At 57.3% G+C, this 17,007-nt stretch carries 18 protein-coding genes and 1 pseudogene; 9 read left to right on the forward strand and 10 right to left on the reverse strand.

Features of this window, described 5'->3' with window-relative positions:
• Positions 1–62 precede the first annotated feature (62 nt).
• The gene (locus CRO59_RS10985) at positions 63–1,649 is read right to left on the reverse strand and encodes an ABC-F family ATPase (RefSeq protein WP_027612713.1); all 1,587 of its coding nucleotides are present in this window, start codon (positions 1,647–1,649) and stop codon (positions 63–65) included.
• Positions 1,650–2,041: 392 nt separating this feature from the next.
• Between CRO59_RS10985 and CRO59_RS10990 the strand changes: the two genes are divergently transcribed.
• Complete coding sequence (locus tag CRO59_RS10990) at positions 2,042–2,509, forward strand: anti-virulence regulator CigR family protein (RefSeq protein WP_027612714.1); 468 nt, start codon at positions 2,042–2,044, stop codon at positions 2,507–2,509.
• Positions 2,510–2,956: 447 nt separating this feature from the next.
• Positions 2,957–3,856: a lipid A hydroxylase LpxO gene (gene lpxO / locus CRO59_RS10995; RefSeq protein ID WP_027612715.1), complete on the forward strand. Its 900-nt coding sequence runs from the start codon at positions 2,957–2,959 to the stop codon at positions 3,854–3,856.
• 146 nt (positions 3,857–4,002) lie between these two features.
• On the opposite strand, the gene CRO59_RS11000 is transcribed toward lpxO, so the two are convergent.
• The gene (locus tag CRO59_RS11000; protein WP_027612716.1) at positions 4,003–4,875 is read right to left on the reverse strand and encodes a Ku protein; all 873 of its coding nucleotides are present in this window, start codon (positions 4,873–4,875) and stop codon (positions 4,003–4,005) included.
• A 189-nt stretch (positions 4,876–5,064) separates the two neighbouring features.
• Here CRO59_RS11000 and CRO59_RS11005 point away from each other — a divergent pair, with 189 nt between their 5' ends.
• Both CRO59_RS11005 and CRO59_RS11010 read left to right on the forward strand, forming a co-directional pair.
• Positions 5,065–5,406, forward strand: a complete 342-nt coding sequence (locus CRO59_RS11005) for a hypothetical protein (protein ID WP_097087364.1) — start codon at positions 5,065–5,067, stop codon at positions 5,404–5,406.
• 52 nt (positions 5,407–5,458) lie between these two features.
• Positions 5,459–6,604 carry a PQQ-dependent sugar dehydrogenase gene (locus tag CRO59_RS11010; RefSeq protein ID WP_097087366.1) on the forward strand — a complete coding sequence of 382 codons (1,146 nt, stop codon included), beginning with the start codon at positions 5,459–5,461 and terminating at the stop codon, positions 6,602–6,604.
• A gap of 144 nt (positions 6,605–6,748) precedes the next feature.
• Here CRO59_RS11010 and rimI read toward each other — a convergent pair whose 3' ends face one another.
• On the reverse strand, positions 6,749–7,858 hold the full coding sequence (gene rimI, locus CRO59_RS11015; RefSeq protein ID WP_097087368.1) for a ribosomal protein S18-alanine N-acetyltransferase: 1,110 nt from the start codon (positions 7,856–7,858) through the stop codon (positions 6,749–6,751).
• Positions 7,859–7,950: 92 nt separating this feature from the next.
• On the opposite strand from rimI, the gene CRO59_RS11020 reads away from it, so the two are divergent.
• Together CRO59_RS11020 and CRO59_RS11025 are read left to right on the forward strand one after the other, a co-directional pair.
• Positions 7,951–9,525 carry a RimK family protein gene (locus CRO59_RS11020; protein ID WP_096796561.1) on the forward strand — a complete coding sequence of 525 codons (1,575 nt, stop codon included), beginning with the start codon at positions 7,951–7,953 and terminating at the stop codon, positions 9,523–9,525.
• Between the two features lie 7 nt (positions 9,526–9,532).
• A complete protein-coding gene (locus CRO59_RS11025) occupies positions 9,533–10,456 on the forward strand; it encodes a magnesium transporter CorA family protein (RefSeq protein ID WP_096796562.1) in 924 nt (307 codons plus the stop codon).
• A gap of 146 nt (positions 10,457–10,602) precedes the next feature.
• Here CRO59_RS11025 and CRO59_RS11030 read toward each other — a convergent pair whose 3' ends face one another.
• Positions 10,603–10,938, reverse strand: a complete 336-nt coding sequence (locus CRO59_RS11030; protein ID WP_097087370.1) for a DUF2834 domain-containing protein — start codon at positions 10,936–10,938, stop codon at positions 10,603–10,605.
• Positions 10,939–11,289: 351 nt separating this feature from the next.
• Here CRO59_RS11030 and ilvA point away from each other — a divergent pair.
• Positions 11,290–12,285 (forward strand): annotated as a pseudogene (ilvA, locus tag CRO59_RS11035) (threonine ammonia-lyase, biosynthetic); the annotation flags it as partial.
• Between the two features lie 30 nt (positions 12,286–12,315).
• Here the strand turns inward: ilvA and CRO59_RS11040 are convergent.
• Positions 12,316–12,621, reverse strand: coding sequence for an NIPSNAP family protein (locus CRO59_RS11040; RefSeq protein WP_003225174.1), 306 nt, complete (start codon positions 12,619–12,621; stop codon positions 12,316–12,318).
• Positions 12,622–12,642: 21 nt separating this feature from the next.
• Entirely contained in the window at positions 12,643–13,128 is a 486-nt protein-coding gene (gene eco / locus CRO59_RS11045) for a serine protease inhibitor ecotin (protein WP_096796565.1), read from the reverse strand.
• A 370-nt stretch (positions 13,129–13,498) separates the two neighbouring features.
• Between eco and CRO59_RS11050 the strand changes: the two genes are divergently transcribed.
• Positions 13,499–13,768 carry a DUF1652 domain-containing protein gene (locus CRO59_RS11050; RefSeq protein ID WP_007964586.1) on the forward strand — a complete coding sequence of 90 codons (270 nt, stop codon included), beginning with the start codon at positions 13,499–13,501 and terminating at the stop codon, positions 13,766–13,768.
• Here the strand turns inward: CRO59_RS11050 and CRO59_RS11055 are convergent.
• Positions 13,765–14,163, reverse strand: coding sequence for a hypothetical protein (locus CRO59_RS11055; protein ID WP_097087374.1), 399 nt, complete (start codon positions 14,161–14,163; stop codon positions 13,765–13,767). The genes CRO59_RS11050 and CRO59_RS11055 overlap by 4 nt on opposite strands.
• Positions 14,164–14,253: 90 nt before the next feature.
• Positions 14,254–14,523 carry a DUF2790 domain-containing protein gene (locus CRO59_RS11060; protein ID WP_047294637.1) on the reverse strand — a complete coding sequence of 90 codons (270 nt, stop codon included), beginning with the start codon at positions 14,521–14,523 and terminating at the stop codon, positions 14,254–14,256.
• Positions 14,524–15,012: 489 nt separating this feature from the next.
• Here CRO59_RS11060 and CRO59_RS11070 point away from each other — a divergent pair, with 489 nt between their 5' ends.
• Positions 15,013–15,309, forward strand: coding sequence for a hypothetical protein (locus CRO59_RS11070; RefSeq protein WP_097087376.1), 297 nt, complete (start codon positions 15,013–15,015; stop codon positions 15,307–15,309).
• A gap of 97 nt (positions 15,310–15,406) precedes the next feature.
• On the opposite strand, the gene CRO59_RS11075 is transcribed toward CRO59_RS11070, so the two are convergent.
• Both CRO59_RS11075 and CRO59_RS28530 read right to left on the reverse strand, forming a co-directional pair.
• Positions 15,407–16,420, reverse strand: a complete 1,014-nt coding sequence (locus tag CRO59_RS11075) for a tetratricopeptide repeat protein (RefSeq protein ID WP_256578391.1) — start codon at positions 16,418–16,420, stop codon at positions 15,407–15,409.
• A complete protein-coding gene (locus tag CRO59_RS28530; protein ID WP_143503059.1) occupies positions 16,420–16,995 on the reverse strand; it encodes a hypothetical protein in 576 nt (191 codons plus the stop codon). Before CRO59_RS28530 ends, CRO59_RS11075 begins: the two co-directional genes overlap by 1 nt.
• Between the last annotated feature and the right edge of the window lie 12 nt (positions 16,996–17,007).

Consider the following 17,007-nt stretch of genomic DNA (forward strand, 5'->3'; position numbering starts at 1 on the left):
CGCCCCTGAAATGCAAAAAGCCCTGTCACAAGGACAGGGCTATTCTTCAAACCTGCAGCGATTTAGAACACCACACCCTGACTACGCAGGTAGTCATCGTAAGTGCCGCTGAAGTCAGTCACGCCGTTGGCGCTCAGCTCGATGATGCGCGTCGCCAGGGACGATACGAACTCACGGTCGTGGCTGACAAAGATCAGCGTGCCCGGGTAGTTTTCCAGCGCCAGGTTCAGCGCCTCGATCGATTCCATGTCCAAGTGGTTGGTCGGTTCGTCCATGATCAGCACGTTCGGCTTTTGCAGGATCAGCTTGCCGAACAGCATGCGACCTTGCTCACCACCGGAAATCACTTTGACCGACTTGAGGATCTCGTCGTTGGAGAACAGCATGCGGCCCAGAGTGCCGCGAATCATCTGCTCGCCCTGAGTCCACTGACCCATCCAGTCGAACAGCGTCACGTCGTCTTCGAAGTCGTGCGCATGGTCCTGAGCGTAGTAGCCCAGTTCCGCGGCGTCGGTCCACTTGACGCTACCGGCATCCGGGGTCAGTTCGTTGACCAGGGTACGCAGCAGGGTGGTTTTGCCGATACCGTTCGGGCCGATGATCGCTACGCGCTCGCCGGCTTCAACCTGGAAGCTGAAGTCTTTGAACAGTGGCTTGCCGTCGAAGCCTTTGGCCATTTTTTCGACCATGACCGCCTGACGGTGCAGCTTTTTGTTCTGCTCGAAGCGGATGAACGGGCTGACGCGGCTGGACGGCTTGACCTCGGCCAGCTGGATCTTGTCGATCGCCTTGGCGCGGGAAGTGGCCTGTTTGGCTTTCGAGGCGTTGGCCGAGAAGCGGCTGACGAACGATTGCAGCTCGGAAATCTGCGCTTTCTTCTTGGCGTTGTCCGACAGCAGTTGCTCGCGGGACTGGGTCGCCACGGTCATGTACTCGTCGTAGTTGCCCGGGAACAGGCGCAGCTCGCCGTAATCCAGGTCAGCCATGTGCGTGCACACGCTGTTCAGAAAGTGACGGTCGTGAGAGATGATGATCATCAGGCTGTTACGCTGGGTCAGAACGTTTTCCAGCCAGCGAATGGTGTTGATGTCCAGGTGGTTGGTCGGTTCGTCGAGCAACAGCACTTCCGGATCCGAGAACAGCGCCTGCGCCAGCAATACGCGCAGTTTCCAGCCTGGCGAGACTTCGCTCATCGGGCCGAAATGCTGTTCCAGCGGAATACCCAGACCCAGCAGCAGTTCACCAGCGCGGGATTCGGCGGTGTAGCCGTCCATCTCGGCGAACTCGGTTTCCAGCTCGGCCACAGCCATGCCGTCTTCTTCGCTCATTTCCGCCAGCGAGTAGATGCGATCGCGCTCGGCCTTGACCTTCCACAGCTCTTCGTGACCCATGATCACAGTATCGATCACGGTGAATTCTTCGTAGGCGAACTGGTCCTGGCGCAATTTACCCAGACGCACGTTCGGCTCGAGCATGACCTGACCGCCGGACGGATCGAGGTCGCCGCCGAGGATTTTCATGAAGGTCGACTTGCCGCAACCGTTGGCGCCGATCAGGCCGTAGCGGTTGCCCGCGCCGAATTTGACCGAAACGTTTTCGAAGAGCGGCTTGGCGCCGAACTGCATCGTGATGTTAGCTGTGGAGATCAATTGCTTTACCTATCAATGGGTTGCGAGCCGCACATTTGGCGCTTGGGCCATTTCTGGGGCATTTTGGAGCTTTTCTTCCCGACCCGATCAGTGCTGGCGGTAAGCCGGCAGGCGTGGGGCGAGAGCAGCATCTGGACGCGGTGTCCAGGCTGTTGGGCAATAAAGGCGGGATTCATGCCAGACATTGCGCGCATTGTCGCATAAGTCATGCGGCAGTTGTATGGCAGACGCTAATGAACCTGAAGGCTGTTGCGTAACGGTGTTCCTTGCCGCGCAAGGCTGAGGTCGGCCCGGACTGCTGGCTTGTCCCGCGCTTGGAGCAATCCAGGGAGCAACCCAAACCAGCAACATCGTCTACATTTCAAACAGGAATTTCTCATGAGAGGACGGTCATGTTTAAAACACGATTACTTGTTGCGTCTGTTACTTGCCTGGCTTTGGCGGTGAGTTCAGTAACCGCACTGGCCGATCCGGGAAATGGTAATGGTAATGGCAAAGGGAACGGCAAGGGCGGCTCCCAGAACAGTCAGGGTCACGGCAATCAGGGTGGCAAAAACAAAGGATCCAACTCGGGCAACCGGGATTATGCACCGGTGATCGATCGAAACGGTGTGCTGGGTGTGCTCCACGGCTACAGAGACTACTGGAGCCCCGGTCCGGCACTGCCTCCCGGCATTCAGAAGAATCTGGCGCGCGGCAAGCCGTTGCCGCCGGGTATCGCCAAAAAACTGGATGGGCGACTGGCGGGGCGCCTGCCTCATTACGACGGATATGAGTGGCAGCAGGCGGGCACCGATTTGATCCTGGTGGCGATTGCGAGCGGGCTTATTTACGAAGTGCTGAATGGCGCTTTCGATTAATCGGTTGCCGGTTCTAAGGCAGCATCTCCAGCAAAGGCCGCGCCGAAGGTCAGGTAACGGATCATGACGGCGGGGCCCTTAGGCAGCATGGCGTCCATGGTCAACCTATCGGACTCGACCACAATATCGTCCGTGGGCACGGCATAGCGACCTCGGTCGAAGCGTATTCCAACCTTTGTTTTTGTTCTGCGTCAGCACTCCTGCACCTGCACGAGCGTATTGTCGCGCCTGCCGTTTGGCAGATTCTGCGGACAGTTTTTAACAGATCAGGTTCACCATTGGTTACAAAGTATGGCTAAAATGCCATCCGATTACCCAATAGCCGCTAACGGCATGGGCTCAAGGAAGTGCCACCGGGATAGTATCTGTATTCATGCCACTGCATAGACCCTGGGCCTCCGGCCGGCAGGCGCGCAGTTTGTTCACTTTTGACGTGTGACGATTTCCGTGAAACTCATCATTGCCGCTATTTATGTCATTTCGATTGCATACGTTCACCTTCGTGGCCGTGTGCGTCACAAACTGGGCCGTCAATTGAGCGATCACTCGACGTTTCTGGCCCCGATCAACTGCTTCCTTTACCTGTTTTCGAAGAAGCCGAACAAACCGTATCTCGATCCGTCCGAGTTTCCGGACCTGAGCCCGTTGCAGGCGCATTGGGAAGAAATTCGCCAGGAAGGGCAGGATTTGCTGCGCGCCGGTGAGATCAAGCGCTCGAATCAGTACGATGACGTCGGTTTCAATTCGTTCTTCAAAAGTGGATGGAAGCGCTTCTACTTGAAATGGTACGGCGAGAGCCATCCGTCGGCGATGAAGCTGTGCCCGCGCACCACTGAGCTGGTGCAGAGCATCGGTTCGATCAAGGCCGCGATGTTCGCCGAGCTGCCACCGGGTTCGAAACTGGTTCGCCACCGTGACCCGTATGCCGGTTCGTACCGCTACCACCTGGGGCTCGACACGCCGAACGACGCCGGTTGCTACATCAATGTCGACGGTGAGAGCTACCACTGGCGCGACGGTGAAGCGGTGATGTTTGATGAGACTTACATCCACTACGCCGAAAACACCACCGACAAAAACCGCATCATCCTGTTCTGCGACATCGAGCGCCCGATGAAATATCGCTGGGCGGCAGCGTTCAACAGCTGGTTCAGCCGTACCGTGATGTCCGCGGCCGGTGCGCCGAACGACGCGGGTGACCGCACTGGTGGGATCAACCGCCTGTTTACCAAAATCTACAAGGTTCGCCTGCGTGGTAAAGAGCTGAAAAAACGTAATCGCGCGCGCTATTACATGGAAAAGTGGGCGATTTTTGGCGGTTTGCTGGCGATCTTCATTTTGATCTGACCGGTGTATCGCGCCTGTTTATGCCATCGCCAGCAGGCTGGCTCCTACAGTGGAATGTGAGTTCAGGAAAGAACGCATTTCAACTGTGGGAGCGATGAGTCTCTCAAAGCCAACCTGTCAGCTTCCTGACAGGAACCGCATCTGATTTACTCCCCCGAGGCCTTTTTGGTCTTTCTCGCCGGGGCTGCCTTACTGGCAGGCTTTTCTTTTGCCTTCGCTTTGGCCGGCGCTTTACCGCCCAGGCTGCGTTTAAGCAACTCGGTCAAGTCGATAACATCCGCAGACTTGCGCTCCTCCTCGCCACCCACGGTCTCGACATCCTCGATCTTGCCTTCGTGGGCCTTTTTCTCGACCAGGGCCATGATCTTGTCTTCAAACTCGTCCTTGTAGTCCTCCGGGCTCCAGTCGCCGCTCATGTCCTGCACAAGACGTTTAGCCATGTCCAGCTCGCCCTTGGCCAGTTGCGGCTTGGTCACCTCGCTGCCCAGTTCCAGTTCGTCGAGGCCGCGCACCTCTTGCGGCCAGCGCAGTTTGACCAGCACCAGCGCCGATTCTAGCGGCATCAGTGCTGCCAGATATTGCCGAGTGTGCAGGACGACGCGGGCGAGGGCGACCTTGTTGGTTTTGCTCAATGTTTCGCGCAGCAGGGCGTAGACCTTGCCGCCGCGCTTGTCAGGTGCGAGATAGTAGGGTGTGTCGATGTTCTGCAGCGGGATCTGCTCGGCATCGACGAAGGAGAAAATGTCGATGGTCTGCGTCGACACCGGGTGCGCCGAGCGGATCTCTTCCTCGCTGAGCACCACGTAGCGACCTTTTTCATAGGCCACACCTTTGACGATGTGCTCCTTGGTGACTTCCTTGCCGGTGACCTTGTTCACCCGTTTGTAGCCCACCGGATCCATGCTGCGGCTGTCGAGCCAGTCAAAGTCCACGCCGTGCGAAGAGGTTGCCGACACCAGCGCGACAGGGATGTGTACCAGTCCGAAACTGATCGCGCCTTTCCAGATTGCCCGAGCCATGGTGAGTTCTCCAAGTGATGATCAGGTGACCTGTGGCGCAGTGCGAAAGTTTCCGGCATTTGCGTGGCGCGCGGCGTTGCCGGTCAAGCCGTGTTACATCTTGTTTAAGGGCGACGGGTTAACAAATCCGAACCCGGGGCGTAGCGTGGACTCGAAGGCTCTATCACCTGTGCACCGCGAGGCCACCCCATGAACCGAATACTGCCAGGCATTATCGTTCTGCTCCTTGGGGCCGGTCTGGCGCATGCCGACGTCGCGGCACCGTCCGCGCCGCTGTTGCTGGCGCAAAGTCCCACCGGCACCAACAACAATCCCTACAACAGCCCGATCCGCCGGGCCAATCCCAACAGCATGCAGGGCACGCAGCCCAGCGCGCCGGCGATTCGCGGGCCGAATACCGTGCCGGCGCCCAGTACGCCCACCGTTGGTAACGGCGGGATTGGCAATGGTCAGCAGCAACGCTCGGTGCCGAGTACGCCGCCCAAATTCATCCCCAACCCACCGCCACGCGATGGAGACAGCAACCGTTGAACGGCGGGACTGCGTCCCTGTCAGCCTTTGAAATGAACAAAAGGAATCGTGCATGTTGCGTAAAACCCTTCTAGCCACGCTGTGCGCCGGCGCGCTGATCAGCGCTCCAGCTTTCGCCGCTGCCCCCCAAGAGCTGCAAAGCGAGCAGGGCACCCTTGAAGTCACCACGATTACTCAAGGCCTCCAGCACCCTTGGGCGCTGGCGTTTCTGCCGGATCGTCAGGGCATGCTGGTGACCGAGCGCCCGGGAGCCCTGCGGCTGATTACAGCCGACGGCAAGCGTTCCGAGCCCATCAGTGGCGTGCCGAAGGTCTGGGCCAAGGGCCAGGGCGGTTTGCTCGACGTGGTGCTGTCGCCGGACTTCAAACAGGATCGTCTGGTCTATCTGTCCTACGCCGAGGGCGGTGGTGCCGGGGACAAGGCCGGTACGGCGGTGGGGCGTGGGCGGCTGTCGGATGACCTGAAGACGATCAGCGATTTCAAGGTGATCTTCCGTCAGGAGCCGAAACTCTCGACCGGCAACCACTTCGGCTCACGACTGGTGTTCGACCGCGACGGTTATCTGTTCATCACCCTGGGCGAAAACAACGACCGACCGACCGCGCAGGATCTCGACAAGCTGCAGGGCAAGGTCGTGCGGATCTTCCCCGACGGCAAGGTGCCGGATGACAACCCGTTCGTGGGCCAGTCCGGCGTGCGTCCGGAAATCTGGTCGTACGGCCAGCGCAATCCGCAGGGCGCGGCGCTCAATCCGTGGAATGGAACTATCTGGGAAAACGAACACGGCCCCCGTGGCGGCGATGAGGTGAACATCATTGAGCGCGGCAAGAACTACGGTTGGCCGCTGGCGACCCACGGCATCAACTACTCGCTGCAACCGATCCCGGAAGCCAAGGGCAAGAGCGTCGAGGGCGCGGTTGACCCACACCATGTCTGGGAAAAATCACCCGGTGTCAGCGGAATGGCGTTCTATGACGCTGACCGCTTCAAGCCTTGGCAGCAGAACCTGTTTATCGGCGCGCTGGTTAGTCAGGAGCTCATTCGTTTGCAGTTTGACGGGGACAAGGTGGTGCACGAGGAGCGTTTGCTGGGCGACTTGAAACAACGAATTCGCGATGTACGGCAGGGGCCGGACGGGTATCTGTATGTGCTGACGGATGAGCAGGATGGTTCGTTGTACAAAATCGGTCTGAAATAACTTCACTTCAGACACTGAGTTTCAACTGTAGTGAGGGGATTTATCCCCGATGGCCTGTGCAGCAGGCCCTTAAAAATTCAGGAGGGCCCGCTTCGCGCCATCGGGGCGGTGCGACGTTTCGCTAAATCCCCTCACTACAACGGGTCAGCCAGAGATTTCATTCCGGGCATACAAAACCACCGCCGCGCGCAATTTCCCACGCCCAAACCGGCTCATCTTCTCAAACTCGCCATGGCTGACCGGCACATGCTGGCAGTCCATCGGCTGACGATGCTGGCTGTGATCGACATCCGGATCGTGCAGATACACAAAGTCTTCATCGCAATCGGTGACCACCACCCAGTGCGGTGACTTGGAACGGGTCAGGCGATAGCTGCTGATCAGCACCAGAGGCTGTCCGCCAGCCTGTAACAACTTCGGCAAATCCAGGTGGGTGCCAATCTGCCGATCGATGTCGGTTTCGTGCATTTGCGCAGTGAACTCCTCGTGCACCAGGCGCATGACGTCTTTTTTATGCTCATCGCGCACGCCATCGAGGAACAATGGTCCGGCCATACTCAGCTGCAAACGCACCTTAAAACCCCGTCGCCAGGCCGCCAGTGCCAAGCCCTGGGGGCTGCAGCCACCATGGCCGGAGGTCATGAACACCGTGGTCGCTTCACGCCAGATCTGCAATTCCTCACGCCGCTCCAGCAAGCGCTCAGGTTGCAGCGCGCCCATGGCCATCAGCAGGCAAGCCGGGCCACAGGTAAATTCAGTGGTTTGCGGGTAATAGGGCACCTTGATGTTGCGCGAGTCACGGTGCTGAACAATGCGCTTTTCCAGACGCAACGCATCGGCGTGGTCTTCGTAGTAATCGTGAATCAACGCAAAGCGTCGGTAGCCGTTGCGCTCGTAAAGCGCGATGGCGGTGGGGTTGTCGATACGCACTTCCAGGCGCAGGTATGCGCAGTCATGCTCGACGGCGCAGGCCTCGATACGTTGCAGCAACTGTTTGCCCAATCCGCTGCCGCGAGCTTCCCCGGCAATGGCGATCGAGTACAGGCGCGCCAGCGAGGTGCCGCGATGAAACAGCACCAGTGCGTAGCCGAGCAATCGACCGTCGATCTCGGCGACCATTAGCTGCGCATGGGCGCGGGTGATCATCCATTGAAAGCTGCGGCTGGTGAGCCGGTCGGTGGTGAAACATTGCATTTCCAGGGCCAGCAGCGCTGGCAGATCTTCAACTACCGCCAAACGAAAAACAGCATTCATATGACCACCGTAAAAGTTGCGTAACGAAACGGGACTTTCGAAAAACTTCGTGCTTAATAGAAATGGTCTTGTTCTCCAACGGATCAATCTCTATGTCAGCGGTACAGGGTCATTGGCGCGAAGTATCCGAGCAAAGTTTGCCGGCGGCAACTTTTTTAAATCCAGCCATCAGAACTTCCAGTCAAGTGTTGATTATCGTCGAACGCAAGGAAGACTGGGCCTCGTACTTTCCCAGCGAGGACATCGTCACAGCTCAGGAATACCTCGAGCAAACCCGTGACAGCGAGCCGGGCAAGCGCGTGCAGGTGATCAACCTGTGCCGCAGCTACAAATACCTCGGGCACGGTTACTACTGCTCGCTGCTGGCTGAAGCCCGCGGCCACAAGGTGATTCCATCGGTGCGCACCATCAGCGAACTGACGAAAAAATCGCTTTACGGTCTGGCGCTGGACGATCTCGATAAAACCCTGGAAAAAGCCCTCAGTCATCACCTTTACAGCGATACCGAAGGTTTTACCCTGACACTTTACTTCGGCAAGACGCATATCGAGCCGCTGCAGGATCTGGCTCGACAGTTATTCGAAGTGTTTCCTTGTCCGATCCTGTTAGTTGAGTTTCGTCGAACTAACGGTTGGCACATCGAAGGCATAAAGTCCGGCGCTCTGCACAAGTTGCGTGATGACCAGGAAGATCAGTTCGCCAATGCGCTGGACGGCTTCAGCCGTAAAGTCTGGCGGGCGCCACGCTCGCCGCAAGTGGCGCGTTACGACCTGGCGATCCTGCACGATCCGCAGGAAGCCTTGCCGCCATCCAACGCCAAGGCGCTGGAAAACTTCGTGCGGGTCGGCAAACGCATGGGCATCGACGTCGAACTGATCGAGCGCAGGGATTATGCGCGGATCGCCGAGTACGACGGCTTGCTGATCCGCGAGACCACCAGCGTCGACAACCACACCTATCGCTTTGCAAAAAAAGCCGAAAGCGAAGGGCTGGTGGTCATGGATGATCCGACGTCGATCCTGCGCTGCACCAACAAGGTGTATCTGACCGACCTGCTCAACAGCCACCAACTGGGCATGCCCGCCACCGAAATTCTCTACAAGGAACGACCGGAAGACTTCGAGCGGGTCGGCGAACGCCTCGGTTTTCCGCTGGTGCTGAAGATCCCCGACGGCTGTTTTTCTCGCGGAGTGATCAAGGTTGAAAGCCAGCAGGCGCTGCTTGAAGCCACCGCTGAACTGTTCGAACACTCGGTGTTGCTGCTGGCTCAGGAGTTTTTCTATACCGAGTACGACTGGCGCATCGGCGTGCTCAACCGCAAACCGATCTTCGCCTGCCAGTACTTCATGTCCAAGGGTCACTGGCAAATCTACAACCACAAAGCCAAGGGCCAGGACATCAACGGCGAGTGCCGCACCCTGGCGGTCCATGAGGCGCCGCGAGCGGTGGTGGAACTGGCGGTCAAGACCGCCAACCTGATCGGCGATGGCCTCTACGGCGTGGACCTGAAACAGGCCGGCGACAAAGTGGTAGTAATCGAGGTCAACGACAACCCCAACCTCGATGCCGGTATCGAAGACGCCTACTTGCAGGACGATCTGTATTCACTGGTGCTGGAAGAGTTCGTGCGACGGCTGGAGCTCAAACGTCGCGGCCAGGCCTGGTGACGCGCCGATGATCAGCAGTTTCGCATTGAGTCATGGCGCGCTTCAGCGGGTCGAGCGGCTGGACGCCGAGGTGATGCTGTTCAGCAATCCCGATGCTGCCGAGCGCGATTTGCTGCACAGCCACTACAAGGTCGACGAACACGCGCTGGCCTCGGCGCTGGACCCGGACGAAGTCTCGCGAATCGAGTTTCACCCGGATCATTTGTTCCTGATCTGGAAACGTCCGGAAAACTATTCCGGTGGTGGCAGTCTGGCGTTTGAAGTGTCGTCCTGTGGCCTGCTGTTTGCTCCCGGGCAATTGCTGGTGATCGCCACCGACGACACGCCGCTGCACGGCATCGGCACGCGCCAACCGCTCAATGCACCGCTGGATGTGCTGCTCGATTTGCTGTTCAACAACATCCATCACTACCTCGGCCATCTGAAGGTGATCAAACTGGTGGCCCGCGAGCTTCAACAGAAATTCAACGCCTCGATGCAGAACCAACACCTGGTGCAGATGTTCAACCTCAGCGAAAGCCTGATCTATTACATCAACGCCCTGCACAGCAACGGCGCGGTGCTGACGCGGCTGCGCAATCACGCGGAAAAACAGCATTTCGGCAGTGAAGCGATCGGGCTGATCGACGACCTGATCATCGAAAACAACCAGTGCTACAAGCAGGCGGAGATCTACTCCACGGTGTTCTCGGGGCTGATCGATGCGCGCGGCAACTTGATGAACAACAGCATGAACAACCTGCTGCGCAAGTTGACGTTGATCAACGTGGTGTTTCTGCCGTTGAACCTGATTGCGAGCATCGGCGGGATGTCGGAATTCAGCATGATGACGGCAGGCACGCCGTGGTGGATTTCCTACCCGGTGTTTCTGCTGGTGATGTTGCTCGGGGCGGGGGGGATGTTGTTGGGGTTGCGGCGGTTGGCCAAGTGATCTGTTGTGACTTGGCCGACGCCTTCGCGAGCAAGCTCGCTCCCACAGTGGATTGCGGGTTGGCACGGGATCTGTGCCTGATACAAATCCCTTGTGGGAGCGGGCTTGCTCGCGAAAGCTATTTCAGCAGCACCGGAGGCTCAGGATCAGCCCGCTGGATCTGGCACAATCACTTTCCGGCGCTCCCGAACCCCACGCACCACCAGATACAACAACGGCCCAATCGACACAAACACCGCCGTCAGCAACAGATACGGCACCACCGACCAGATCGACATTCCTCGCGCTCGCGCGTCCTTGACCATCCATACCCCGGCCAGCGTCGCCAGCAGATACAGATCAATCACCACCTGCGCCGTGTCCGGACGCGACATCAGGCTGAGGCCGAAGTCGATCAACGACTGTTCGGCCTGGAGCATCACCGATACGGTGTAGCCAGTAAACGCAATCAACGCAGTGAGGGGCAGGGCGACAGACATCATGCATTCCTTCCTTGGGGTGATGAGCAGAATCGCCAGCCTACCTTGGCGTCCGCAAATAAACCATTGACTCGCCGGCCGCCGCCGGGCTAATTTCAGGCCCATGACCTCCACCGTATTGCGCTGCCAGCCAAGCATTATTACCGCCATTCCTCATTTGGCGGGCTAGCTCACGACTGCAGCACCCAACCCGCCCTAGAGGCGGGTTTTCATTTTCTGTCTCCGGGGTTTTAACAACGATGGCTCCCTGTAGGAGCTGCCGAAGGCTGCGATCTTTTGATCTTGCTTTGGATTTGAGAAAAACAAAGTCAAAAGATCGCAGCCTCCGGCAGCTCCTACACAGAGCGCCCGGAGATGACGATGAAATACAGCCCCGACCAGCAAGCCCTGCTTGAGCAGTACGTGAAAAGGATCCTCGCCGCGCCGGTCTACGACATTGCTGTGCGCACGCCGTTGCAAGCGGCGCCGGCGCTGTCCGAGGCGCTGGGCAACCTGATCCTGCTCAAGCGCGAAGACCTGCAACCGACGTTCTCCTTCAAGATCCGTGGCGCCTACAACAAGCTGGTGCAATTGAGCGATGCGCAGAAAGCACGCGGGGTGATCACCGCCTCGGCGGGCAACCATGCCCAAGGCGTGGCGCTGGCAGCGCGGGAGCTGGGGATCGCGGCGACCATCGTCATGCCCTCGACCACGCCCGAACTCAAGGTGCTTGGGGTGCGAAGTCGGGGCGCCGAGGCGCTGCTGAACGGCGAGAGTTTTCCGTTTGCCCTGGCCCATGCGCTGCAACTCGCCGAGCAGACCGGGCGCACCTTTGTCTCTCCATTCGACGACCCGGACGTGATCGCCGGCCAAGGCACGGTGGCCATGGAAATCCTCCGTCAGCATCAGGGGCCGCTGGATGCGATCTTCGTTCCGGTCGGTGGGGGCGGGCTGATCGCCGGCATCGCGGCGTACGTCAAATACCTGCGACCGGAGGTACGGATCATCGGTGTCGAATCGGAGCATTCGGCCTGCCTGAAGGCGGCGCTGCAAGCGGATGCGCGCGTTGTGTTGCCCAGTGTCGGAACGTTCGCCGATGGCGTGGCGGTGGCGCAGATCGGCGCTTATGGTTTTGAGGTGTGCCGGTTCTGCGTGGACGAGGTGGTCACCGTCAGCAATGACGAGTTGTGCGCGGCGATCAAGAATATCTACGACGATACCCGCTCGATCACCGAGCCTTCCGGGGCATTGGCGGTGGCCGGCATCAAGCAATACGTGGCGCGTAGCGGTGTTCGCGAGCAGACCTTCGTCGCGATCGACTCCGGCGCCAACATCAACTTCGACAGCCTGCGCCACGTCGCCGAGCGCGCCGCGGTGTGCGGCGTGCCGGCGTGATAACACTCAGGGCAGCAGTGGGCGCAGGAAACTGCGCTCGTAGCTGACGATGAATTTCTTCTGCACCAGTGATTCCACCAGCGCCGTGCTTTCCGGGTCGGTCAGCGCGATGTGCCGGTAGCTTTCGTAATCGGCCAGCGAAGGAAAGCTGAACAGGCAATAAGCGATGTTGCTCGCGCCCTCGGAGGGCAGGAAATAGCCGTGATGCGTGCCGCCCAAACGCTCGACGATGCCCAGCCAAGCCTTGGCGTAGGCCTCGAATTCGGTCAGTTGGTACGGATCGATCACGTATCGCACATGGCAGGTAATCACGTTTGGCGCTCCCTGTTCAGGTCATTCCGCAATGGCAGTGCCGACCTTGTCCGAAGCCGACCAGATGCGATAGCGCACCTCGACATCTTTCGGGGCGTAGATCACCAGTGGCAGCTTGCTGTTGTAGCGCAGCATGAAGCCGTCACCAACAACCGGGACAAAGGCGCGTTTCTTCGCGGTGCCGGGTGGGCAGGCCATCAGCGTGCTCATCGGGCCGATGACTTTTTCCAGGCGGTAGAACGGATAGCCCCAGCCTTCGAGGTTTTTCTCGTCCAGAGCGCCGCCCAGGCGCTGGCGATTGCAGTCGACTTCCAGGGTTTTGCCGGCGAGCACTTCAACCTGGAAATTCTCCTCCTGATCCTGTTTGGGCAGGTAGATGACTTGGCGGGTGAAGCCGTTTTCCGCCTTGGGATACGGCGCGACGTCTTCGAGTTTGGCCGCGTGGGCGAGGGTAGACAGGCCGGCAACGAGCAGACCGATTGTCGCGCGAGCGCGTAAAGAACCCATGAAAGCCTCCTGGCGGGTGTAGGGTGGATGTCGGGCATTCTCACTGTCATCAGCGATGAATGCAAACCGGTGTCGACTTGCAAATTGCAGTGCTCAGGAGGGTCGATCTTGCATTTTGCAACTGGCCAACTGCTGGCCACCGCGCCAAGTGCTTGATTTCATGAGGGTCAAAATGACCCGATGAAAGGCACGTTTTATGCGTCGCTTTGGTGCAGCGCACCGGCTTCGGGCGCCTACACTCCAATGGGCATTTCGCAGTACAACCGTTTGCCGCACCAGGGAATCAGCGGGGACACACCCGTGCAGGGGCAGCAAAAGCGGTCAACGTGAAGAGTTGATTGGCAGTTTCATCAATAAGGAGAGGTTCATCATGTTTCTGTCTGCCTTGGAACTACGCAATATCATTGAAAGCAGTTTTTTGCCTAAACGCTGCCAGTGCACGCTGTCGCCAGACCTGTCGATGACCGTCAAGGTCTTCGGCGACCACCAGACTGACCAGGTTGATCTGCACGTCAGCGGTATCGACGCCAGCCATCTCAATGGCTGTCGCGAGATCAACGAACTGATTGCCGGCCTGCGTTCGGATCTGGCGCAACAAACCACGCCACAGCATTACAGTCCTCGCTCCAGAGCGCTTTAACTCACCGTTTCACCCAGTTCGACCGTCACGCGCCGGGCCTGCACAAAGCCAAGGCCCAGCGCGAACTCGACCAGCACCGCGAGCAGAATCCCGGGGCCGGTGTGGCCGTTCAGCCATTCGCCAAAACCCAGTACCGCCAGACCAAAACAACCGACGATAAACCCGTTGCTCAGGGCATTGCGACCCAGCGACGGCGGCGCGCTGCGCACCAGATAAAACATCACCCCCAACGCCGCAAACAGCACCGCACTGCGCCGTGCAACAAAACCGGCAGCGCTCGAATACTCAATGCTCCAGATCGCCAGCAACAGCTGCGGGAAAAAGCCCCAGGCCAGCGCCAGCACTAAACACAACAAAGATGTGATGATCGACAACGTGCGAAACGACAACTGCATGGCGAGTCCCTGCGGCAGTGAGAAGTGACCCCGAGCATAACCCGCGAAGCCTTCACCGCCTACCGCAAAGCCGCAAATCAGAGCCTTCTGTCAGTTCTGGAAGTTGCAGGCGTCAGACATTTTCCGATAGGTGATTTCCGCTGGCTTGCCCGCATTGTCGATGTACTTCATGTCAGCGGTGATGACCTTGCACTGCTGAGTTTGTGGCTCGGTCAGCGAGATCACTTTGTTCACATGCAACGGCATGCCGTACTGGTAAGGAACGGGCTGGGTAGCAGCGTTGGTGTCATTGGCCTGAGCCAGCCCGGCGAATGCGCTGCAGGCGAGGGCGGAGGTGAGCAATAGCGTGCGAATGTTCATGAATCGGACTCCCGTGCGACGGAATAAGCATTCGGCGCCTTACGGCCGAACCTGCCGCACTCGGCGCCAGCCAGGGGCTGAGGTGTGCGGTACAGTACAGTCTTGGACTGCGGCGTTAAGCGATGGTTAACCTGGCTGAACGCCGGCTGTCTGGCAGAGGGATGATTTCTCGGGGATGCGGTGCCGATTCCTACAAGGATGGATGCTTTGTCTGCTTCCGGCGGCGGGAGCGGGGCGGTTATGGTTTGGCGTCGCTGCAAAATCAGCGATTCGGGTTTGGTCACCTGAGAATAATCGATTGCATATGTGCCATCATTTGCACCGCGGAGTTCTTTGACCGTGTAGTGCATTGCTGTGGTGGCCGTGTGCAGGACGCCTTCGGGCGAGCTGAGTTGATTGTTCTCGGTTGACCAAGCCTGTACACGGTCCGCCTCCCATCGTTTGGTCACGGTGCTGGCGGGTTACTTTCGAAACAATCGAGTAATCAATATGCTTACACCAAATCCGCTCCCAAGCCGCTATCACCCGCTCAACAGCGGCGTCACCGACAGCGCGCCAATGGTCATCGACACCCTAGCCAACCCCCAAGACATCCTCGAGTCCGCCGTCCAGCGCATCCGCGCCTGCAGCGACTTGCTCGAAACCCTGCACTGCATGTGCTTCCGGCATGGCGATGTTCAGGACATTCCACACATTACCCATGCGCTGTATCTGCTGGCTCAGGATGGCAATGATTTGCTGCAGGTGGCACAGCAGCAGATGCTGGATTGGAAGGCGCCGGTTTGATGTTGTAGCAAGAAGGGAATGAGTGAGGTTGAAGTAGAGTTCATACAACTCACTCTTTCCGTTATTTACGGCATTTCTTTCGCAGAAATAATTGTTTTTAACGTCCCAGTTTTTCGGGGAAAAAGGAGAGGGGCGGGTGACTGTCTTTCCATTTTTTAGCGACTGCTTTTGAGCTTTCAATCTGTTCGGAAGTCATCTTTGCCCCAATCTCTTCAAGAGTATCCTGAACGAAATCCTGAATGGCACCACCCCCATCCAGCTCTTTGAGTAGGCTAATCAGTGCATAGCCCTTAACCAAATCCAAAGGGTAACCAACCTGATCAGGCGCATGAGCAAGGTAAGAGCCATAGCTGCTGATTGCTTTTTGATCCCCTGTTTCAGCCGCTACTTGAAGCCAATGACGGACGCCCTCGAGATCGTTGTTTTTATAAAGGATCTCAATGTAATCCATCATTGCTTTTGGATTCCCTCCCTCAGAAGCCGCTTTCAACCACCGGCTTACTGATGCTTCCCGCTTCCCGGGAAGAAGGAAAAATCCCTCACCTTGCCGATCACCGACGGCCATCCAATACTGTGCGAGCGCGTAGCCTGAGCTAGCCGATTTTTCTAACCAGGTACGATCGAAAGTTATTTCATACATCAAATACAAAGACTCAGGATCGCCTTTGCTTGCTCCCTTCATAGCTTGATCTTTTGCCTGGCTCAACCATTCGGCGCTTGATTTTTCGCTAGGGGGGCAGTTGTTCATTTTTTTGCAAAGATCATTGTTTTGGCGACCTAATTGAATCATCGCAAATATAGATCCATTATTCGCAGCTTTTCCATACCATTGCTGTGCTTCTCTCGTCATGTAGCGATTCCGCTTTCGAAGAGCCTCTCCTAAGTAATATTGGGAATCTATATCGCCGGCCTCTGCGTCTTTTTCTAATTGTGGAATGGCAGCGTCGATTTTTAATTGGTTGTATAAGATGATTCCGCTAATTTTGTTGCGGTTATTCTGACTGTCTGGCGTGGAAGCAAATGCTGCAGTACTTACGCTCTGAGAGAAAATAACAGACCAGATGATTAGCGAGCGAAGCGCCTTATAAATACTCATATTTTCTGTGCTCATTAGAAATTTCTTAAAAATGGTGACGCTCCACTACTAGAGTAGTTTGGACGAGGAACGAAATTTTTCTGGCAATACTCTGAAAGATTTGCGCCAAGCAGCCTTACGTGATTTTTGTAACGCTCTCTGGCACTGTTGCTTTGTTTGTCTAGTAAGTTTTGAACGCCTTCTGCCATGAAGCTATCTAGCGCAAATCGATTCTTGCAGTAATCTTGCTCTGAGTTAGCAGCTCTTACGCCGAATTCATTCATCGACATACACGCCATCTCAAACTGGCTTTGTGCTTTGTCAATAGTGTTGTTCTTCTGTGCGTTTTTAACAATCCAACCTAAAATCCGCTCGATTGCTTTCTGTTGAAGTGCATGAGCTTCCGATTGTGGATATGTCCGTTTTGAACCTTCGCTATTTACAGAGAACGCCTCAGGCGGGCTACTTAATGTTCTAAGTAGCGGGCCCAATGCGCTAGGGATTGCATTAATACACCAGTCCTCTAGCTCGCTCTGGTTGCCGTACTCAACAATCGCATCCGCAATTGGGCCACCCTTGCCACTACGAGTCAGCGCCTCATATAGGCTCATCACAACATCACA

It is taken from the genome of Pseudomonas sp. LAMO17WK12:I5, from assembly GCF_900215165.1.
In the GTDB taxonomy this organism is placed as follows: domain Bacteria; phylum Pseudomonadota; class Gammaproteobacteria; order Pseudomonadales; family Pseudomonadaceae; genus Aquipseudomonas; species Aquipseudomonas putida_A.